17 protein-coding genes are annotated in these 19,009 nt (G+C 39.1%); 8 read left to right on the forward strand and 9 right to left on the reverse strand.

Going from position 1 to position 19,009, the window contains the following annotated elements; translation table 11 throughout:
• Nucleotides 1-86 precede the first annotated feature (86 nt).
• Nucleotides 87-1,118, forward strand: coding sequence for a UDP-glucose 4-epimerase GalE (gene galE / locus AB8M93_RS12830; protein WP_373058277.1), 1,032 nt, complete (start codon nucleotides 87-89; stop codon nucleotides 1,116-1,118).
• Nucleotides 1,119-1,194: 76 nt separating this feature from the next.
• Here the strand turns inward: galE and AB8M93_RS12835 are convergent, their stop codons facing one another.
• The 4 genes from AB8M93_RS12835 to AB8M93_RS12850 all read right to left on the reverse strand — a co-directional run bounded on the left by AB8M93_RS12835 (nucleotide 1,195) and on the right by AB8M93_RS12850 (nucleotide 3,375).
• Nucleotides 1,195-1,353 (reverse strand): YqaE/Pmp3 family membrane protein, encoded by a 159-nt coding sequence (locus AB8M93_RS12835; RefSeq protein WP_373058279.1) that lies wholly within the window; start codon nucleotides 1,351-1,353, stop codon nucleotides 1,195-1,197.
• A 48-nt stretch (nucleotides 1,354-1,401) separates the two neighbouring features.
• Complete coding sequence (locus AB8M93_RS12840) at nucleotides 1,402-2,184, reverse strand: DUF1206 domain-containing protein (protein WP_373058281.1); 783 nt, start codon at nucleotides 2,182-2,184, stop codon at nucleotides 1,402-1,404.
• Between the two features lie 120 nt (nucleotides 2,185-2,304).
• Nucleotides 2,305-2,922, reverse strand: coding sequence for a YqaA family protein (locus AB8M93_RS12845; protein ID WP_373058283.1), 618 nt, complete (start codon nucleotides 2,920-2,922; stop codon nucleotides 2,305-2,307).
• 81 nt (nucleotides 2,923-3,003) lie between these two features.
• Nucleotides 3,004-3,375, reverse strand: coding sequence for a hypothetical protein (locus tag AB8M93_RS12850; RefSeq protein ID WP_373058285.1), 372 nt, complete (start codon nucleotides 3,373-3,375; stop codon nucleotides 3,004-3,006).
• A gap of 212 nt (nucleotides 3,376-3,587) precedes the next feature.
• Between AB8M93_RS12850 and AB8M93_RS12855 the strand changes: the two genes are divergently transcribed.
• Entirely contained in the window at nucleotides 3,588-4,301 is a 714-nt protein-coding gene (locus AB8M93_RS12855) for an SDR family oxidoreductase (RefSeq protein WP_373058287.1), read from the forward strand.
• A gap of 87 nt (nucleotides 4,302-4,388) precedes the next feature.
• Here the strand turns inward: AB8M93_RS12855 and AB8M93_RS12860 are convergent, their stop codons facing one another.
• Nucleotides 4,389-5,387 carry an NADP-dependent oxidoreductase gene (locus AB8M93_RS12860; RefSeq protein ID WP_373058289.1) on the reverse strand — a complete coding sequence of 333 codons (999 nt, stop codon included), beginning with the start codon at nucleotides 5,385-5,387 and terminating at the stop codon, nucleotides 4,389-4,391.
• Between the two features lie 150 nt (nucleotides 5,388-5,537).
• Here AB8M93_RS12860 and AB8M93_RS12865 point away from each other — a divergent pair, with 150 nt between their 5' ends.
• The 3 genes from AB8M93_RS12865 to AB8M93_RS12875 all read left to right on the forward strand — a co-directional run bounded on the left by AB8M93_RS12865 (nucleotide 5,538) and on the right by AB8M93_RS12875 (nucleotide 10,224).
• Nucleotides 5,538-7,805: an FUSC family protein gene (locus AB8M93_RS12865; RefSeq protein ID WP_373058291.1), complete on the forward strand. Its 2,268-nt coding sequence runs from the start codon at nucleotides 5,538-5,540 to the stop codon at nucleotides 7,803-7,805.
• Nucleotides 7,802-8,311 (forward strand): DUF6155 family protein, encoded by a 510-nt coding sequence (locus AB8M93_RS12870; RefSeq protein WP_373058293.1) that lies wholly within the window; start codon nucleotides 7,802-7,804, stop codon nucleotides 8,309-8,311. The genes AB8M93_RS12865 and AB8M93_RS12870 overlap by 4 nt, the downstream gene beginning before the upstream one ends.
• A 62-nt stretch (nucleotides 8,312-8,373) precedes the next feature.
• Nucleotides 8,374-10,224, forward strand: coding sequence for a T9SS type B sorting domain-containing protein (locus AB8M93_RS12875; RefSeq protein ID WP_373058295.1), 1,851 nt, complete (start codon nucleotides 8,374-8,376; stop codon nucleotides 10,222-10,224).
• Nucleotides 10,225-10,226: 2 nt separating this feature from the next.
• On the opposite strand, the gene AB8M93_RS12880 is transcribed toward AB8M93_RS12875, so the two are convergent.
• On the reverse strand, nucleotides 10,227-11,441 hold the full coding sequence (locus AB8M93_RS12880) for an MFS transporter (RefSeq protein WP_373058297.1): 1,215 nt from the start codon (nucleotides 11,439-11,441) through the stop codon (nucleotides 10,227-10,229).
• Nucleotides 11,442-11,980: 539 nt separating this feature from the next.
• On the opposite strand from AB8M93_RS12880, the gene epsC reads away from it, so the two are divergent.
• The gene (gene epsC / locus AB8M93_RS12885) at nucleotides 11,981-12,772 is read left to right on the forward strand and encodes a serine O-acetyltransferase EpsC (RefSeq protein WP_373058386.1); all 792 of its coding nucleotides are present in this window, start codon (nucleotides 11,981-11,983) and stop codon (nucleotides 12,770-12,772) included.
• The gene (cysM, locus tag AB8M93_RS12890) at nucleotides 12,769-13,659 is read left to right on the forward strand and encodes a cysteine synthase CysM (RefSeq protein ID WP_373058299.1); all 891 of its coding nucleotides are present in this window, start codon (nucleotides 12,769-12,771) and stop codon (nucleotides 13,657-13,659) included. Before epsC ends, cysM begins: the two co-directional genes overlap by 4 nt.
• Before the next feature lie 51 nt (nucleotides 13,660-13,710).
• Here cysM and AB8M93_RS12895 read toward each other — a convergent pair whose 3' ends face one another.
• Nucleotides 13,711-14,262, reverse strand: a complete 552-nt coding sequence (locus AB8M93_RS12895) for a hypothetical protein (RefSeq protein ID WP_373058301.1) — start codon at nucleotides 14,260-14,262, stop codon at nucleotides 13,711-13,713.
• Nucleotides 14,263-14,537: 275 nt separating this feature from the next.
• On the opposite strand from AB8M93_RS12895, the gene AB8M93_RS12900 reads away from it, so the two are divergent.
• Complete coding sequence (locus AB8M93_RS12900; protein ID WP_373058303.1) at nucleotides 14,538-16,052, forward strand: DEAD/DEAH box helicase; 1,515 nt, start codon at nucleotides 14,538-14,540, stop codon at nucleotides 16,050-16,052.
• Between the two features lie 56 nt (nucleotides 16,053-16,108).
• Here the strand turns inward: AB8M93_RS12900 and AB8M93_RS12905 are convergent, their stop codons facing one another.
• Nucleotides 16,109-18,406: a transglycosylase domain-containing protein gene (locus tag AB8M93_RS12905; protein ID WP_373058305.1), complete on the reverse strand. Its 2,298-nt coding sequence runs from the start codon at nucleotides 18,404-18,406 to the stop codon at nucleotides 16,109-16,111.
• Between the two features lie 216 nt (nucleotides 18,407-18,622).
• Complete coding sequence (locus AB8M93_RS12910) at nucleotides 18,623-18,748, reverse strand: hypothetical protein (protein WP_373058307.1); 126 nt, start codon at nucleotides 18,746-18,748, stop codon at nucleotides 18,623-18,625.
• Nucleotides 18,749-19,009: the final 261 nt, after the last annotated feature.

Below are 19,009 nucleotides of genomic sequence, written 5' to 3' on the forward strand. Positions count from 1 at the left end.
TAGGTATTACAGGAGGGACAGATATAGTATTTAAGTAAGCCTTTTCTGGAATTTTTTATTAATTTGCAGCAACAACAACCAAACTTATGAATAAGAAAATTTTAGTTACGGGAGGATTGGGTTTTATTGGATCTCATACCGTAGTAGCCCTTCAGGAAAAGGGGTTTAAAGTGGTTATTATAGACAATCTCTCCAACTCTTCAATAGATGTTTTAGCAGGAATAACAAAAATTACCGGGAAAGAGCCTGAATTTGAAAGAATGGATCTTCGGAATAAGCAGGAAGTCAAAAACTTTTTTCAAAAATATCCAGATATAGAAGGTGTAATTCATTTTGCAGCTTCTAAGGCCGTAGGTGAAAGTGTAGAAAATCCTTTACTTTATTATGAAAACAACCTCTCCACACTGGTATATATTTTACAGGAATTAGTTGAAAGGCCAAAGGCACATTTTATTTTTAGTTCTTCCTGTACGGTTTACGGGCAGGCAGATAATTTACCGATCACAGAAAATGCACCGGTTAAAAAAGCGGAATCTCCCTATGGAAATACCAAACAAATAGGGGAAGAAATTATTGCTGATACCTGCAAGGTTCATGCTGGTCTTAAAGCAATATCTTTAAGATATTTTAATCCTATAGGAGCTCACCCTTCAGCTGATATTGGGGAACTGCCAATTGGAACTCCTCAAAACCTGGTACCTTTTATCACCCAGACGGCAATTGGTAAAAGAAAAGAGCTTTCGGTCTTTGGAGATGATTATCCTACAGAGGATGGTACCTGCATCCGGGATTATATTCATGTAATGGATCTGGCGAGAGCACATGTGGTGGCCCTACAACGCTTAATTAACGGCAGCGAAAAATCTAATTACGAGGTTTTTAATCTTGGAACAGGAAAAGGAAATTCTGTACTTGAAGTTATTAAAACCTTTGAAGAATCTACAGGTCAAAGATTGCCTTATAAAATTGCTGGCAGGAGGGAAGGAGATGTAATCGCTGCCTATGCAGATACAGAAAAGGCGAATAAGGAACTGGGATGGAAAGCCGACCTTACACTGGCTGAAGCACTGCAGAGTGCCTGGAAGTGGCAAACCGTTGTGGAGGATAAGGATCTATAAGCTAAAAAAATTACACGCATTATAAAAAAGCTGCAAATAGAAATCTGCAGCTTTTTTTACTAGAACATCTACTTATCTACTTGGTTCCATTTACCAGGAATGCGTGTATCACTCCAGGAATCCATCCTATTATAGTAAGAATAATACTAATTAGTAACGCAGATCCCACTCCATGTTTCATATACACGGCTAAAGGGGGTAATAAAATATTTAGAATAATTGTAAGTACTGACATCTTTATTTGATTTTTAGTGGTTATTATTAATTATTAAAGAACTATTTTTCAATCATAAAATTTCCGATACCTTACCATCATAAAAACATAAATAGAATAGCAAACCAAACCTGCTGCTACTAGGCCCATGAGCCAGGAACCGTATGAAAATTCCTGGAGGAAGGAAAAAGCATCTGCTGTTCCTTTAATATCTGTGGTGTTAGATACGATTGCGGCGTGGATAAAAAAATAGGCCAAAATTGCAAGAATTGTCCCCCGGGCGGCAAGGCCCAGTTTTCCAGTATTTTCAATAGTCCTTCTTCTTTTAGTTTCCTTTACCGATTTCTCCTTAAAATTATCCATAAAAGCACCGGTAAACACCTTTCTATACTGGTAAAAACTGGCGATTATTAATCCTAATCCTATGATTGCAAAAATATAGACCCCGGCTTCTCCTGCAAGAAAAGAGGGTTTTTGTGGTGTACTTCCCGCCGCTTGATCTTTACCAAAAACCTGTAATACGGTATATGTTGCAAGGAGTAAATACACAAATCCGCTGGCAAAAAAACCAGTACGTTCCAGTTTTGCCTGCGCATCTTTGCCTTCTCCTTCCGGATCCTTTATTGCCTGTACAAAACGCCAGCAGGAATAACATAAAAAACCTATGGCTATCAAGAATAGAATAGCATTTCCACAAGGCTGTTTTTCAAGAAACTCTATTACCTGAAGCTTTCCTGATTTTTGTCCACCAAGATTAAAAGCCGCCAGAAAAGTAAGGACACCGGTAATTGCATACACGAGACCTTTGGCGACGTAACCTGTACGGGCCATTTTCTTAAACTTGTAATCCATTCCTTTAAATTCACATTTTATCCATTTGATAATTTTCAATTTACTTTAAATCAAAAACATGCGAGTTCCAATTGGGAAAAGTTTAGTGATAATTTTGAAGATTTTAGCAGCTCCTGAGGCTTACACCATCTCAAAGATTACCAGAGCATAAAGATAGAATCGTACATAGCGAAGCAAACCAAACATTAAGTAGCTGGGGAAGGGAAATTTAATTATTCCGGCTGCAATGCTGGTAATAGAGAATGGAATGGGAAGCAGTGCCCCAACAATAATTAAAAAACCACCCCACTTGCGGGTATTGGCAATATGTTGAGCCATTTTTACTTCCAGCTGCTCATGCACATAATTAATTTTAGTGATCCCTCTGCCTATATAATAGGATACAATTCCGCCACAATAAGAAGCGGTGGCGAGCAGTGACAAATTAAGAATAGGGCTGCCGGATTTGCCGGACCAGGCTATAAAAAGTTCGGGAGGAATTAGCCCCAGCAGGGATTCTGAAATAAAAAACACACTAATAATTCCAAACGGGGAATAGGTTTCGGTTACTGTTACCAGCATGTTTTCTATATCCAACACAAAAAAGTCCAGGGCCAGTAAGGCACCTATAAAAAGGATAATGGGTAAAATTGCTTTTTTAACGCTTTTCCACACAAAACTATAGAACCCTGTATAGCCATAATACTGGTGCAATAGGCGTATACGCGACTTCTTTTTAGATTTCGCCTTCTTTTTCATCTACTTTTTTTAGCAATTTTACTTATCCACTGCTGAATAAGATTTTTTGGAAATAACTAATTTCCGTCTCGGAGAATGGTATTAATCGAACTCCTGAAAAGCCTTCACATACTCCCTAAGCTCAATTTCATTAACCTTATTGGAAGGATCTGCCATTAGAGACAATAAATAATCAAGACTTTCCTCTCCACTGGTCTGGCTGGTTTCTTCTTCAATATTATCCTCTTCATCCTCCAGTGGTTCATCATCAGGAATTGGAATTTCAAAGCCATTATTGGCCTGAATATGCTCATAGGCCAACCTGATAACTTTAGCTAACAAGGGATTGCCTTCCTCTACAACCAAAGCCCTTAAATCCTTAAGTTCTTCAACAATAGTATTTATAATGATCCCATTGCGGTTTAGATCACGGTGAATCTTGTTCAGTAAATTTTGAGCTTTTATATTTTCCAATGAAATAAATATTATCAGGTTAAACGAATACCGGCTGCTCCAAGGGAGCATTTTCGGTTTTGCAAAGTTACCTTTTTTGTGGTTTTTTGAAAGATTTTAACGTAGATTTTATGGAAAGATACTTCCCTAAAATTAACAATATCTTAGTTGTTTATCTTTCGGAAGAATCACTAAACTTCGTTAGCTTTAAAAACAATCAAAAAAAAATTTTTATGAGTTCATTAGAAGGAAAAGTAGCGTTTATAACAGGCGGAAGCAAAGGAATTGGATTTGGAGTTGCCCAATCTCTTCTTGAGAAAGGAATGAAGGTGGCCATTAGCAGTAGGTCTAAGAAAAATGCTGAGGAAGCTGCGGGAAAATTAAAATCCAAAGGCGATATTATTGGAGTGGAAGCCGATGTACGTAATTACGAAAGCCAGAAAAAAGCCATTAAAGAGGTGACTGACGAATGGGGCCAGCTGGATGTGATGGTGGCTAATGCCGGAGTGGGAAATTTTGGTTCTATAGAAGAATTAACCCCGCAGCAATGGCAGGACACTATAGACACTAACCTTACCGGCGTTTTTTACAGTGCAAAAGCCGCGGTAGATGCCTTAAGCAAATCTAAAGGTTATTTAATAACTATTTCCAGCCTGGCGGGAACAAATTTCTTTGCAGGAGGGGCAGCCTATAATGCCAGTAAGTTTGGAGTGACCGGTTTTACCCAGGCCGTTATGCTGGATTTAAGACAAAAAGGAATAAACGTAAGTACAATTATGCCGGGTTCTGTGGCCACCCATTTTAATGATCATGAACCAGGTGAAGCCGATGCATGGAAAATCCAGCCGGAAGATATTGGGGAAATAGTGGTGGATCTTTTAAAACTGAACCCACGTACCTTACCTAGCAAGATTGAAGTAAGGCCTTCGCAACCTCCAAAAAAATAATTCTTTACTAAAATACTGTTCAAAAAAAGCCGGAAATGCCGGCTTTTTTGTTTTTTGGTATTCTTTTAAAGAAGATCCTTTATGGCATCAATTCACCTTTACCACCATTTTTCCTTTATTTTTGCCCTCGAATAAATCTAAAAATGCCTGGGGAATTTTTTCAAATCCTTCCACAACGGTTTCTTCATATTTTAATTTTCCTTCTTTTAGCCATTGAGCCAGCTGTTTAATAGCATCAGGAAAATCTTCAGCATAATCCCTCACTGTAAAACCCTGCATAGAAATACTTTTCTTTATAAGAACTGTTTCCAGCCTTGGTCCCGTTGGCTGCTCTTCAGCATTATAGATAGAAATTGCCCCGCAATTAATTACGCGGCCATATTTATTCATACTTGCCATGGCAGCATCCAGAATTTCTCCCCCAACATTGTCAAAATACACATCCACTCCCAGTGCACAGGCTTCTGCAATGGCAGATTTTATGTTTCCGGTTTTTTTGTAGTTTATGCCGGAATCAAATCCGTATTTCTCCTTTAGCGTTTCTATTTTTTCATCGGTTCCGGCAATCCCGGTTACCTTGCAGGACTTTATTTTGCCAATTTGCCCAACAACACTTCCCACAGCACCGGCTGCACCAGAAACCAATAAATGTTCCCCTTCCTTAAGTTTCCCTATTTTTTCAAGTCCCAGGTATGCAGTAATCCCGGTAAGGCCAAGTACCCCAAGGTATGCCGATAATGGTGCTAAATTACGATCAATTTTATTCAGTCCCTTACCATCCGAAATCTGAATTTTCTTCCATTTGAGCATCCCGCTTACAAAGTCTCCTTTCTTGAAATTTTCATTTTTTGACTCTGTTACTTCAGCTACTACCATAGATTCAAGAGGTTCACCTACTTTGAATGGTGGAATGTAAGATTTCTCGTCGCGCATGCGGCCTCTTAAGTAAGGATCTACGCTTACATACAAAGTCTTCAGCAATAGTTGTCCTTCTGCCGCTTCTGGTGTTTCAATATCTTCAAATTTGAAATCTTCCAGTATTGGTTTTCCTGAAGGCCTGTTTTTTAAGTTTATACTTTTATTCATTTTACCTTTTCTTCTCAAATTAGTGGTAAAAGGAGGTTCCTGCAAAAATGAAATCCTAATTTAATGTCAAGAATTGCTTCACCCAGCAGGTTCTGTAATTAAAGCTTAACTTTATCCACAATTGGTTCTAATTAAAAGCTGTTTTTCTTCTTGAGATCATTATCCCGAAACCTGCATAAATTCCTGGATTTTTTAAGGAGTACCGACTTTTCTAAAGCCATGATACTTACTGTTGCCATTGTTGTACCTGTAAGCCTTTTTTCCTCTTTTTCAAGCCTGGTCATTGGAATAACTATAGCAAAAGGTTGTTTATTATGTTCTCCCAGTAACATTACCGGCAGCCTGAGACATAAGGTTATTGGTTTGGTTTGTGCCGCGGCGCTTGCGGCAGTTTCTACCGTATTATCTGCCTATGCGCAGGTAAGTATAGTCATTCTTATCCCTGTGCTGGCATTGCTAATGTTTGGCATAAGCTATCTTGCCGTGTATGGTTTGCGTGCTTCCCTGGTGAGTTTTTCCGGTTTACTCGCTGTGGTGTTAAGTTTCACTAAAATTCAGTCTGGCCTGGAAATATGGCAACAGGGCCTGTTAATTTTTGCCGGAGGATTATGGTACCTGCTATTAAGCCTCCTGTGGTATTCCATTAAGCCTAAGAAGGAAACCGATGTTCTCCTGGCGGAAGCTATGCAAATTACTTCAGATTACCTCAGGGTGCGCAAACAGCTGCTCACCGGACGGAAGAAGCGAAACAAACTTCAGGAAAAACTGTTTTCGCTCCAAACCGATCTTAACGAAAAACACGAAAGGCTGCGGGAAACGCTTATAAGCTCCGGAAATTTCCCAGGACATAATGACTTTGAGGAAAACAGGTTAATGGCATTTGTGGATTTGGTGGATATCCTTGAACTGGCCATGACCAATCCCGTGGATTATGAAAAAATGGACGTGCTTCTAAAAGATAAAGAGAAGCAACTGGAAGCGCTGGAAGATTTAATAACTGCCATGGCAGACCATCTGGGCTCGCTTGCTGCTTACCTTCAGTACGGGCGCAGGTTTCCAGCCAATCACCTGAATTCTTTTCTTTCCCAATTTGAGCAAAGCATTGAAACCTTTAGGGAGAGTATGGAGGTAAATGAACGGCGGGAAAGCATGTTGCTGCTGCGCAATTTGTATTCATACCAAAAGGAGCAGGTACAAAAGATCAATAGTATCTTTATTACACTAGGCAATAAAAATCAGGCAGATAATTCCCTGGTAAAGAAAGGCGATGTTCTTAAATTTTTGAGCAGGCAGGATTACAGTCCTTCCATTTTGCTGAAAAATTTCAATTTTAATTCAACTATTTTCCGGCATTCCCTTAGGCTTGCGGTAATTGTTGTTGTAGGTTTTTCTATTGGCATCTACTTTTCTATTCAAAATGCCTATTGGATATTGCTCACCATTGTAGTAATTATGCGACCTAACTACGGTCTTACTAAAGAACGCTCCAAACAACGGATTGTAGGTACTTTAATTGGCGGAGCGATAGCCATCGGTATTGTTTTTATTGTTCAGAATAAAATTATATACACCATTCTTGGAATAGGATCACTCACCATGGCTTTTTCTTTGCTTCAAAGAAACTACAGGACGGCTGCCATCTTTATTACTCTAAGTATCATATTTATTTACGCACTTATGCAACCAAATGTGATAAATGTTATTGAATACCGCATTTTAGATACCCTAATAGGGGCTGCTTTGGCTGCAATGGGAAATTATTTTTTATGGCCTGCATGGGAAGTTCACAGCGTAAAGGAGCAACTCATCGCCAGCCTTGGCGCCAATAAGAGCTATTTAAATGAAATTGATTCGCATTATCATATAAAAGGAGAACTTCCGGTGAGTTATAAGCTGGCCAGGAAGCATGCCTTTATTTGTATGGGGAATTTAAGTGCAGCCTTTCAGCGGGTTACGCAGGAGCCGGAATCCAGGCAAAAAGAAATAGCTCTTCTTTTTAAACTCGTGAGTTTAAACCAGACTTTTCTTTCTGCTCTTGCCTCTTTAGGCACCTTTATACGAAGCAATAAAACGACTTCAGCTTCAGAAAGTTTTGAAAAAATGACCGGTTATATATGCCGTAATATCGAAAAAGCTGAAGAAATGCTGGTTACTTCCGCAATTCCAGAGAATCATAACAATTTTATTGAAGTTGATGAGGCAAAAAGGGGGCTCAGTAAATCCTACGAAAATTTGCTGGAAATTCGAATAAAAGAAGTGGAAGCCGGCAAAAAAGAAATTGATCCAGAATTGAGAATAAAACTACGGGAAGCACAACTGGTAAACCACCAGCTGGAATGGCTTAGGGATCTTTCAGAAAATATCCTGAATGCGGTAACTAAAGTGAATAATATATTTAATCTTACAGGTGCAAAATGAGCAAAAGAGCCTTAAAGCAATATCTTAATTCTCTGGAGAAAGAGGAACTGGAATCTCAAATTCTGGATCTATACGGCCGTTTTAAAGAAGTAAAGACATTTTATGACTTTGTATTTAATCCAAATGAAGAGAAGCTGGTACAGGAAGCAAAATTTAAAATTTCCCGGGAATATTTTCCGGAGAGAAGAAAAAGGGCAAAAGCCAGAAGATCTATAGCTCAAAAATATATAAAACACTTCAGGAAACTGGAGATGGATCCTGTGATGCTTGCCGATTTGATGTTGTATAATATTGAAATTGCGCAGGCTTTTTCAGCAGATAAGGAAGTGAAAGAGAGTTTTACCAGGAGTATATTTAAATCTTTTGAAGAAGCCGTTCATTTTGTTCTTCAGCATAATCTACAGGATGAATTTCTTACAAGAATGCATAAAATTGAAAAAAATATAAAAGAACAGTACTGGCCTAATAGTTACCAATTTGAAAAATTGATGCATCAGTTTCAATGAATAGCAGAAAATTATTCGATTTAATATACATTTGGGAGATGCTGAAATTCCGCTTTTTTTATTTGATTTTACTTTTTCCTGTAATCTCTTTTGCGCAATTGGGATTTTGCCCGGGGAGCAAAGGAGATCCAATATTTCATGAAGATTTTGGCTCGGGTACAGGTACGGGGCCGGCGCTGGCTGCAGGGCTTACCAGTTACAGTTATGTCACGGGAGACCCGCAGGACGGGCAGTATACAATTTCCAGTGATATTGGTAATTATATTGATGCCTGGCATACCTATTTGCCGTCTACTACACTATCCAATGGAAGAGCTCTTATTGTAAATGCAGATTACACCTCAGGACAATTTTACCGTACCACAGTTTCAGGTTTATGTGAAAACACTTCTTATGAATTCTCGGCTTTTCTAATGAATATTTATAATGCTGCAAATCCTAATTGCCCTAATGGAGGAATCCCGGTAAATGTAAGGTTTGAAATTTGGGATGAAACCGATACCCAACTCCTCAGCCGGGGAAACACAGGGGATATTGCCTCTTCCTCCAATCCCCGTTGGGAGCAATATGCACTCACCTTCCAAAGCCAACCAGGGCAAAATGCGGTGATTCTAAAAATGTTTAATAACGGGAACGGAGGTTGCGGGAATGATCTGGCCATAGACGATATTGTTTTCGCCTCCTGCGGAGACCTTACCACTCTACAATCTGATACAGGTACAGCTCAGGTAATAGTTTGTCCAGATAATGCTCCCGTAAGCTTGGAACTTACTGCCAATCCAGATTCCAGCGTATATTCCACTCATTATTACCAGTGGCAGGAAAGCAGTGATGGCCAATCCTGGAACGATATTGTGGGAGCAACTTCGTTGAATTATACTACTCCGGAGCTGTCAAACACTTCTTACTTTAGGGTAAAAGTGGCGGAAGATCCTGTAAATTTGAGCAGTAATCTCTGCAGTTCAGCTTCTGAGGCCTACCTGGTGAAAATTGTGGAAATTCCAATGCCACCTGTAAACAATGGAAATAGAACTATTTGCGAAAATGAAAATATTCCGGCTCTTAGTGTAAGTATTTCGGAAGATGAAACCGTGAACTGGTATGATGCTCCTTCTGGAGGAAATCTTTTAGCTGAAGCTACGAGTTCCTTTATCCCGCAAAATGAGGGCACCTTTTATGCTGAAGCTGTCAAAAGCGGATACGAATGTGAAGGAAGTACCCGTACTGCTGTAACATTAGTTATTAATGAACTTCCTGAAGTTGCAGATGAAACCCTGCAAATTTGTTCCGAAGCTGGAATTAACCTTGATGCCGGAATTTCCGGATTATCCTATTTTTGGTCTACGGGAGATACCGGCCAGTCAATTACTGTAAATTCGGCAGGGGAGTACCAGGTAAGGGTAACTACACCACAAGGCTGTGAGGCGTTAAAACATTTTTCAGTATCGGCGGTAGACCAGGCTGCCATAAAAGAGGTGCTTTCCCGCGGCACTACTGTAGAAATAGTTCCGGAATTTGAGGGTGTTTTTGAATATTCCCTGGACGGGGTGAACTTCCAAAATTCCAATCTCTTCCAAAATATTCCCGGCGGAATTTACACGGCCTACATGAGAGATACCCAAGGCTGTAATACAGTAATCCAGGAATTTCCCCATATTGTTATTCCTGAATTTATTACGCCGAATGGAGATGGTTATCATGATGTTTTCACACTTAATGGAGTACGTTATTTTTCCTCTTCTGAAATATGGATTTTTGACCGCTATGGAAAATTATTGAAGTCGGGAAGAGGGGAAGGCTTTGCCTGGGATGGGACTTTTAATGGAAAAGCACTACCTGCTTCAGATTACTGGTATTACATTTCCATTGAAAATTTTGGTACATTAAAAGGACACTTCAGCATTATTCGCTGATATTAGCCATTTTTTACTTCAGGTTTTAAGCTACGTATTCTCTGGGAGTTAAGGTTTGCCAAAAACATTGCCCCAAAAATAAGAAGCATAATATTGGTGAAGCTCACTTTCCAATCAATTAAAAATCCAACCAGTAAAGGTCCCAAAGCTGTACTTACTACCATAAACATGGTAAAAACACTTCTAATGGCGCCCATTTTCTCCAGTCCGTACATTTCAGCAATAATAGCCGTTTTCACGGTGCCGGACATTCCAGTGGTGATGCCTGCCAGGATAAGATAAATTAAAGCTCCAAAAATGCTGTCCATAAATGCAAAGGGAAGCAGGCCAATATTTATGGGAATTAAGTAATAGCAGAACATTTTTTTGGCCGTGTATTTATCTACCCAACTTCCTCCCAACAGGGAAAATAAAAATCTTGAAGCCGCGTAAACTACGAAGAAAGTGGCATATAGCTGTGCTGACCAGCCTTTATCTTCTACAAAAACATACTGGTAAAAGAAAATTGCGGTGTTGGTAAAGCCCAACATGAATATTGCGGGCATCATAATCCCGAATTTTTGGTTGAAAACCACGCCTTTATAATCCTTTAAAAGCGAAAATGCCGATGGTTTCACCTCTTTAGAAAGTTCTTTATCAAATCCTCCCAGGTTGGTAAATTTTAATCTTATGAGGTAAAAAAACAATGCCGTACCACTTACTATAGCCGCAATTCTCCAGTTAAACGCAGCAATAATTGAAGCTATAATCACCGGAAAAATTGCTTCTCCTATAGAATATCCCAATGCGGAAATGCTTAGCGCTTTCCCCCGGTTTTTTCTGAAGTATTTAGAGACCAGCGTCATACTAATATGGCTTAACAACCCCTGGCCGCAAAGGCGCAGACCTATTAGTGCTACTAGTAATAAGCCTATGCTGTAAGAAAATCCAAGCAGGATACTGGAAACTGCAAGGCTGGCTACTGTAAAGGCAGTAATTTTTTTTGCCGGGATATGGTCTACGGTATGGCCAACGCTAAGCATTATAAAAGAAGCAGCTACGGTACAGCCGGCGTATATAGCTCCAAAAGTACCTTCTGTAATATTAAAAGCTTCAATTATTTCAGGAACATAAAGAGAAATAAGGAAAGTTTGCCCAAAACTAGAAAGAAAGGTAAGCAACCATCCAAAACTTACAGGTTTAAAATTTGTCTTTAAAAACGGGTAGTATTCTTTCAAGAAATTTTGATTTAGAACCTACAAATATAACATCTCTGGCAAGCAGGGAAAAAGAAAAATCGTTTAATACAATAACTCCACCCACGTACTTTAAACAGTTTGGTGTAGCTAAAATAACTTTAGCCTGCTTTTTGCTGATGGCAAATAGAAAACGTTCACAAAAAAAGCCACCTGTTAAGGGTGGCCTGATAAAAAAATTCAACCCAAAATTATTTTTTGGGAGCATTTTTACTTTGATCTTGTTTCTTTTGATCCTGTCTTTTTGCATTATCCTTTTTAGGGTCCTGCTTTTTTTGTTTTTCTTCCATGACGAATTTATATTATGGTTAATAAATAAAAATTACTACCTAAATTTACGGTAAAGAGAAATAGACGCTACGAAATTGTGAAATAATTAACTACAGCTTTTTTACTGTAATTTTTCCGCTAAAGAAAATATGCGCAATGCCCGCATTTATGAGAATTAAACCGAAATTTCCTTTGCTATTGCTTATTTTTGAAATTGAAAAATTTAAAATGCAAACATACCTGTGGCGATTATCAATAAAAAATCTATCATAGAACAGATTCAGCAAAATAAAAAGCATCCGAATCTAAAATTCAGCATAAAGGAAAAAACAGAAGAATTTACTCAGAAGCTTTTTTCCACCCTTTTTGATGTTGATACTGCGGTAGCTGATAATATAGAGGAACTTGAAAACATTTTTCAGGAACTGGCAGACCTGGTTTGCTGGGAACCCAATAAGCCCTGCCGTGACATCTGGCAGGAATATCTGGAAGGCCTGCCTGAAATCCTAATGAAATTAAATAAGGATGCAGAAGCTATAGCCAAAAACGATCCTGCGGCAAATTCGGTAGAAGAAGTTTACCTTTCTTATCCTGGGTTTTTTGCCATTGCCATTTACAGGTTGAGCCATCAATTTTATAAATTTGGATTGCCTCTGGTACCCAGGTTAATGACAGAATTTGCGCATCGTCTCACAGGGACAGATATTAATCCCGGCGCGCAGATTGGAACCCCATTTTTTATAGATCACGCCACCGGAGTGGTCATTGGAGAAACAGCCATAATTAAAGATAATGTAAAGGTTTATCAGGGGGTAACCCTGGGAGCCCTCTTTGTGGATCGCAAGATGAGAAGTATAAAAAGGCATCCTACCATAGAAGAAAATGTGACCATTTATGCTAATGCCACCATTTTGGGCGGAGAAACTATTGTGGGTGCAAATAGTATTATTGGCGGGAATGTTTGGTTAACAGCATCGGTACCTCAGGGCTCGATGGTATCTCATAATCCACAGATCAACATAAAAAATACATCGCAACAATGAATGATTCTATTTTAAAACTCATAGGGAATACTCCGCTTGTGAAGGCAAATACACTGGTGAAAAATCCTGGGGTGGCATTGTATTTTAAGCTTGAGGGGCAAAATCCGGGAGGTAGTGTAAAAGACCGGGCGGCTTACAATATGATAAAGAGTGCTTTAGACAGAGGAGAGATAAACAGCAATTCCAAACTTATTGAAGCTACCAGTGGCAATACGGGTATCGCCCTTGCAATGATAGCCGGGATGTTTAACCTGGATATAGAACTGGTAATGCCGGAAAATTCTACTGTGGAGAGAGTTCAAACCATGAGAGCCTATGGTGCAAAAGTTACCCTTACCAGTGCTGAAGGAGGAATAGAAGGCGCGCGCGATTATGCTGAAGATAAGGTGAAGCAGGGAGACTATTTTATGTTTAACCAGTTCAGCAATAACGATAACTGGAAAGCGCATTATAAAACCACAGGTCCTGAAATCTGGCAGGAAACAGAGCATAAAATTACTCATTTTGTTTCTTCTATGGGAACTACGGGCACTATAATGGGAACATCAACTTTTCTGAAGGAAAAAAATAAAGATATCCAGATTGTAGGAGTACAACCTACAGATGAAGCCAAAATTCCCGGAATACGAAAATGGCCTGAGGCCTATCTTCCTAAGATATTTGACAAAAATAAAGTAGACCGTATTTTAGAGGTAAGTGAACAGGAATCCAGGAAAATGACACGCAGGTTAGCCACTGAAGAAGGAATATTTGCAGGAATGAGTAGTGGTGGGGCCACTGCGGCCGCAGTTAAGCTTTGCCAGGAGTTAGAAGAAGGGCTTGTGGTGAGTATTATTTGTGACAGGGGAGACCGCTATTTGTCTTCAGACCTGTTTGATGAAAAATAAAAGACGAAAACTGCGTTGCAGCTCCCGTCTTTTAATTCAACCAAAAACCAATTAGTTACTTGCCAGTCCTTCCAGAGAAGATTCAGCTACAGGAAGTTTAAAACGCTCTTTTTTATTCCCGTTCTGAACCTGGATTTTATAGAAAGATTTATCTATATTATCCTTATTTCCCTTAGCCACAAAAGAATTTTTAGTGACATCCCAACCCTGGTACTTTCTATAAATTTCATTCCTGACCTCGTAAGGAAGTGCAATATTTTTAAATTTTTGATAAGAACTTTGCATCTTTCCTTCCCCATCATAAACCACCTTCATAAAGCCTTTTTGAGATTTAAAAATTACTTCATAAGAATTGGAATTCTTATTGCTGTTGTTTTCAATAAACTCCTGAATATCAAAATTCTTCTTTACAAACGCGAGGGCATTGTTGTGAAATTGTGAGGTATAAGCTTCTCCAATAACAAAACTCGCCTTGCGGGAATTTAAATTAGTGGTCAGGGGAACAGAGTTCATTTGAACTTCTGTTTCTTCAAGTTCAATAACCTGGGATTGGGCTGAAACAAAAAATCCAGCCAGCATTAAAAATAAAATTGCTTTTTTCATGATGATAAAATTTGATTGATGAATATTTAGTTATAAAAATTTAAAGTCAAAGAGCGTTCTGGACCAGGAGGATATAGTTGATGATTCTGGTCTCTATTAAAAAGACGACCATAAAAATAAAATGTTACAATACAGAGAAAATTTTTTTAAAAATGCCTGCAGATCGCTATTTTATGGGCAGGCCGAAAAAAATAAAAAACCTGTTTTAGGCCGAAAAGCTTTATTTTACTTTAAAAATCTGTTATTTTTGCAAAATTGCAGACTTAATAAAGCCTATGGAGATCGAAACATTCGGAATTGAAAATAAGAAAGTAGATAAGGAACTATATGATTATCAGCAGAAGGATATAGAGAAGATTTTTAAAGTAATTGAGGAACATCCTGAACATTACAACCTGCTGTACCAACTGCCTACCGGAGGAGGGAAAACAGTGATATTTTCCCAGATCGTGAGGGAATATATTCAAAGAACCAAGCAAAAAGTGCTTATACTTACGCACCGTATAGAATTGTGTAAGCAAACGTCTAAAATGCTTACCGATTTTGGGGTACGCAACAAAATTATTAATAGTAAAGTAAAAGAACTGCCAGACCAGGATGAATATATGTGTTTTGTGGCCATGGTAGAAACTTTAAATAACCGGCTTCATGATGAGAAGCTGGATTTAAGGAATATTGGGATGGTAATTATTGATGAAGCGCATTATAACTCCTTCAGAAAACTCTTCAAGTTCTTTGAAAGATGCTTCATTCTTGGGGTTACCGCTACTCCGTTAAGTTCCAATATAAAACTTCCCATGAAGGATAATTACCGGGAACTTATAGTGGGAGATTCTATTTCGTCTTTAATTGGAAAAGGCTTTCTGGCACGGGCAAAAACATTTAGTTATAATGTAGGCCTTTCAGGATTAAAAATTGGGATGAACGGGGATTATACGGTAAAATCTTCGGAGGAACTGTATTCCAACTTCTCGATGCAGGAAAAACTTCTGAATGCTTATATGGAAAGGTCCAAAGGCAAAAAAACCCTCATTTTCAACAATGGGATAAACACTTCTATTGAAGTTTATGAAACCTTTAAAAATGCAGGACTTCCTATCAGGCACCTGGATAATACCACCAGCAAACAGGACCGTAAGGATATTTTAAAATGGTTTAAGCATACTCCAGATGCTATTGTAACCTCTGTTAGTATTCTTACCACCGGTTTTGATGAACCAACCGTGGAAACCATTATTCTTAACCGTGCCACCAAATCGCTTACCCTTTATTTCCAGATGATTGGCAGGGGTTCCAGGGTACTTCCAGGGAAATCTGAATTTAATGTAATAGATCTTGGGAACAACATGGCCAGGTTTGGGGACTGGAGCGCACCTGTGGACTGGAAACAGATTTTTAGGTCTCCCGATTTTTATTTTGAGAATCTGCTGAGTGACGATGAGATAGAAAGGGAATTCAAATATGAAATGCCACCCGATGTAAGGAAGAAATTTGCCAATTCTGAAGATGTAGATTATGACGTGGAAAGCGCTTATGACGAGGTGATTAAAAAAGGCCTGAAGTCTAAAACGGTTTTAGAATGGTCTATGGAGCAACATGTGAAAATGTGTGTGGAAAACAGCGAGGATGTTTTTGATGCCAGGATTTTGGCGCAGGAACTAAAGCCTGATATTTCTTCCAGAATAAAACAATATTCTTATTGTATTAGCAAAAGCACCAAAAATTACCGCGACTGGCTGGAAGAGGATTATTCCAGGAAACTCAGGATGCAGATTAATAAAGAATTTTAGGACTAATATTACGCTATATAAAAGGCTGTTTAAAATTTTATGTTTGAACAGCCTTTTTAGTCTTTATCTTTTTTACCAAACAACCTCTTAAAAAAGCCCTTTTTCTCTTTTTTTTCTTCGGAATTCTTCTCTTCCTCATTTTTGTTTTTACCGGAGAACAGGCGCTTAAAAAATCCGTCGCGCTTTTTAGCCTCGCAATCCAGCATTTCTGCAACCTTTGGAGATACAGGACCAAACCTTGCATTAGTAATTTTGCTGAAGTAAGCGTCCTGCTGCATTTTTTGCATGAGTATGGCAAATATAGGTAGAGCACTATTAGCTCCCTGCCCAATTCTGGTGTTTCTAAAGCCAATGCGATGATCGTCTGATCCTACCCAGGTAACAGTGACCAGGCGTGGTGTAATACCTACAAACCAGCCATCTTTATTATCCTGGGTGGTCCCTGTTTTCCCCGCAATGTCATTATGAAGCCCATAAACAGCCCTAAGCCGGGTAGCGGTACCTTCATTAACTGTGGCCTGCATAAAATTAAGCATCACTTCCCGTGTATTTTCACTAAAGGCCGGGGAAGGGGAGACCTTGGGTTTAAATTCTGCCAGCAAGTTGCCTTCTCCATCTTCAATCCTGCTGATATAAAAAGGTTCACTGGGTCTACCCTTATTAACATAGCTGGTGTAGGCCCCGGCAAGTTCTTCTATATTTAATGAGGCTGTCCCCAGGGCTATCGAGGGAACTTCCGGAAGGGTGGAGGTAATTCCCATCTTTCGGGCTTCAGCTATTACATTTGGTATTCCTGTTTCCATCAGCACTTTTACGGCAATGGTATTCATAGACCTGCTTAAAGCCGTCTTCAGATTATAGTTCATGTAAGGATCATCTTCCGCAGAAGAATTGGAAGGTGTCCACCCGTTTTCATAGGTTACTTCTTCAGCAGAAAAATAAGTACACGGTTCCATTCCGTTCTCCAGGGCAGCGGTGTACACTATAGGTTTAAAAGTAGACCCTACCTGCCTTTTGCTCATGGAAACATGGTCATATTTAAAATACCTGAAATCCACCCCGCCAACCCAGGCCTTTACTGCACCGTTTTCCGGAGCAACCGCAAGAAGCCCGGCATTTAGAAATTTAAGATAATGGGCCACGCTATCTACCACACTCACATTCCTGGTAACGGAGCCTGTGTAATCAAATAATTCGGTGGGTTTGGTTTTCTTAAGTTCCACCATAATTTCTTCATGTGTCAAACCTTCCTTTTGCAGATTTTTATATGCGCGGGTTTTTTTAACGGCATCTTCCAGTATAGTTTTGTTAGTAAGCCATGGAGCATTTTTTCCATAGGAATTTTCGTGTTGTTCCTGGAGTTCCTGCATATGTTCTTTTAGCGCTGCTTCTGCCAGTTGCTGCATTTTATAATCCAGGGTGGTATGAACAATTAGGCCGTCTCTGTAAATATTATATTTCTGCCCGTCTTTATTTTTTAAGGTGTCCAGGATTAAACTTACATCCTTTCTTACCTGTTCCCGAAAGTAAGGCGCAAGGCCTTTATTATTGCTGTAATTCCTGTAATCCAGTTCAAGATCTGTTCTTTTTGCCGCCAAAGCTTCAGCTTGAGAAAGATAACCATACTTTGCCATTTGCATCAATACCACGTCGCGCCTTAACCTGCTGCGTTCAGGAAAAATTCTTGGGTTGTACGAGTGCGAAGCCTTCAGCATTCCCACCAATACTGCTCCTTCCACAAGAGAAAGGTCCCGGGTATGTTTATTGAAAAATTTCATGGAAGCACTTTCTATTCCGTAAGTATTATCGCTAAAGGGAACGGTGTTAAAATAGAGCGTAAGAATTTCCTGTTTGTTGTAAATTTCTTCCAGGCGTTTGGCAATAATGGCTTCCTGTACTTTATTAATCACAATGCCCAGGGCTCCGTAATCTTTTCTTCCGTATATATTTTTTGCCAGCTGAAGGGTGATGGTGCTTCCCCCGCCTGAAGATTCGTCCTGCAGTAAAATAGATTTGAAAAATACCCGCATGAGGCTGCGGTTATCTATGCCGTCATGTTCAAAAAACCGAACATCTTCTGTAGCAACCAAAGCCTGGATAAGATCTTCAGGTAAATCTTCGAAATTTATCGGTTGACGGTCAAAAATGTAAAATTTACCAATAAGTTCTCCATTGGAGGCTAAAACCTGTGTGGCTTTGCTCTGCTTGAGGCGGGAGAGTTCTTTAGAAGAAGGAATTTTTCCCCACATTCCAAAATAAATGCTGCCAAAGAAAATGAGGGCCAGGGCAGCAAAACCTAGTATAACGTATAATGCCCATTTCAATTTACGGGACTTCCTGAGTTTTGATAGCATAATAATGAGGACTGCTGCAAATAAACGAAGACTTCTAAAAAGTTATTTCCTTTTTAGAGGAATTTTAAGGAATAGTGGCATTAAGGAGCTTAAAAAATAAATTAGCCGGGGAGACATGATGTTGTCCTCCGGCTAACTGATAGGTAGGTACATAGGCAGAATTTTATTTGATGTAAATCCTTTCCCCTAAGGGAAATTATGATGATTGATGATTAATCAGGCTTTGTACATTCTGCGGGAGTACCAAAGATCCCTGTTTGCGGTTTGCCTGATGTTCATAAAAGGCCTTTTATGAGTTAAATCTCCTTCTCTTAATCCTGTAATGTTTTCTAAAGTTTTCATGATGATGATGTTTTGATTGATGAACAATTTTCTTAGTAACGCCTTCTGCTAAACCAGCTGCCTCTGTTAGATGCTTGCTGAAGGTTCATAAAGGATCTTTTATGTGTAAGATCTTGATCTCTAAATCCTGTGATGTTTTCTAAAGTTTTCATGATGATGATGTTTTGATTGATGAATTATTTTATTAGTAACGCCTTCTGCTAAACCAGCTGCCTCTGTTAGATGCTTGCTGAAGGTTCATAAAGGATCTTTTATGTGTAA

Source organism: Autumnicola aciditolerans, assembly GCF_041679265.1.
Classification (GTDB): domain Bacteria; phylum Bacteroidota; class Bacteroidia; order Flavobacteriales; family Flavobacteriaceae; genus Autumnicola.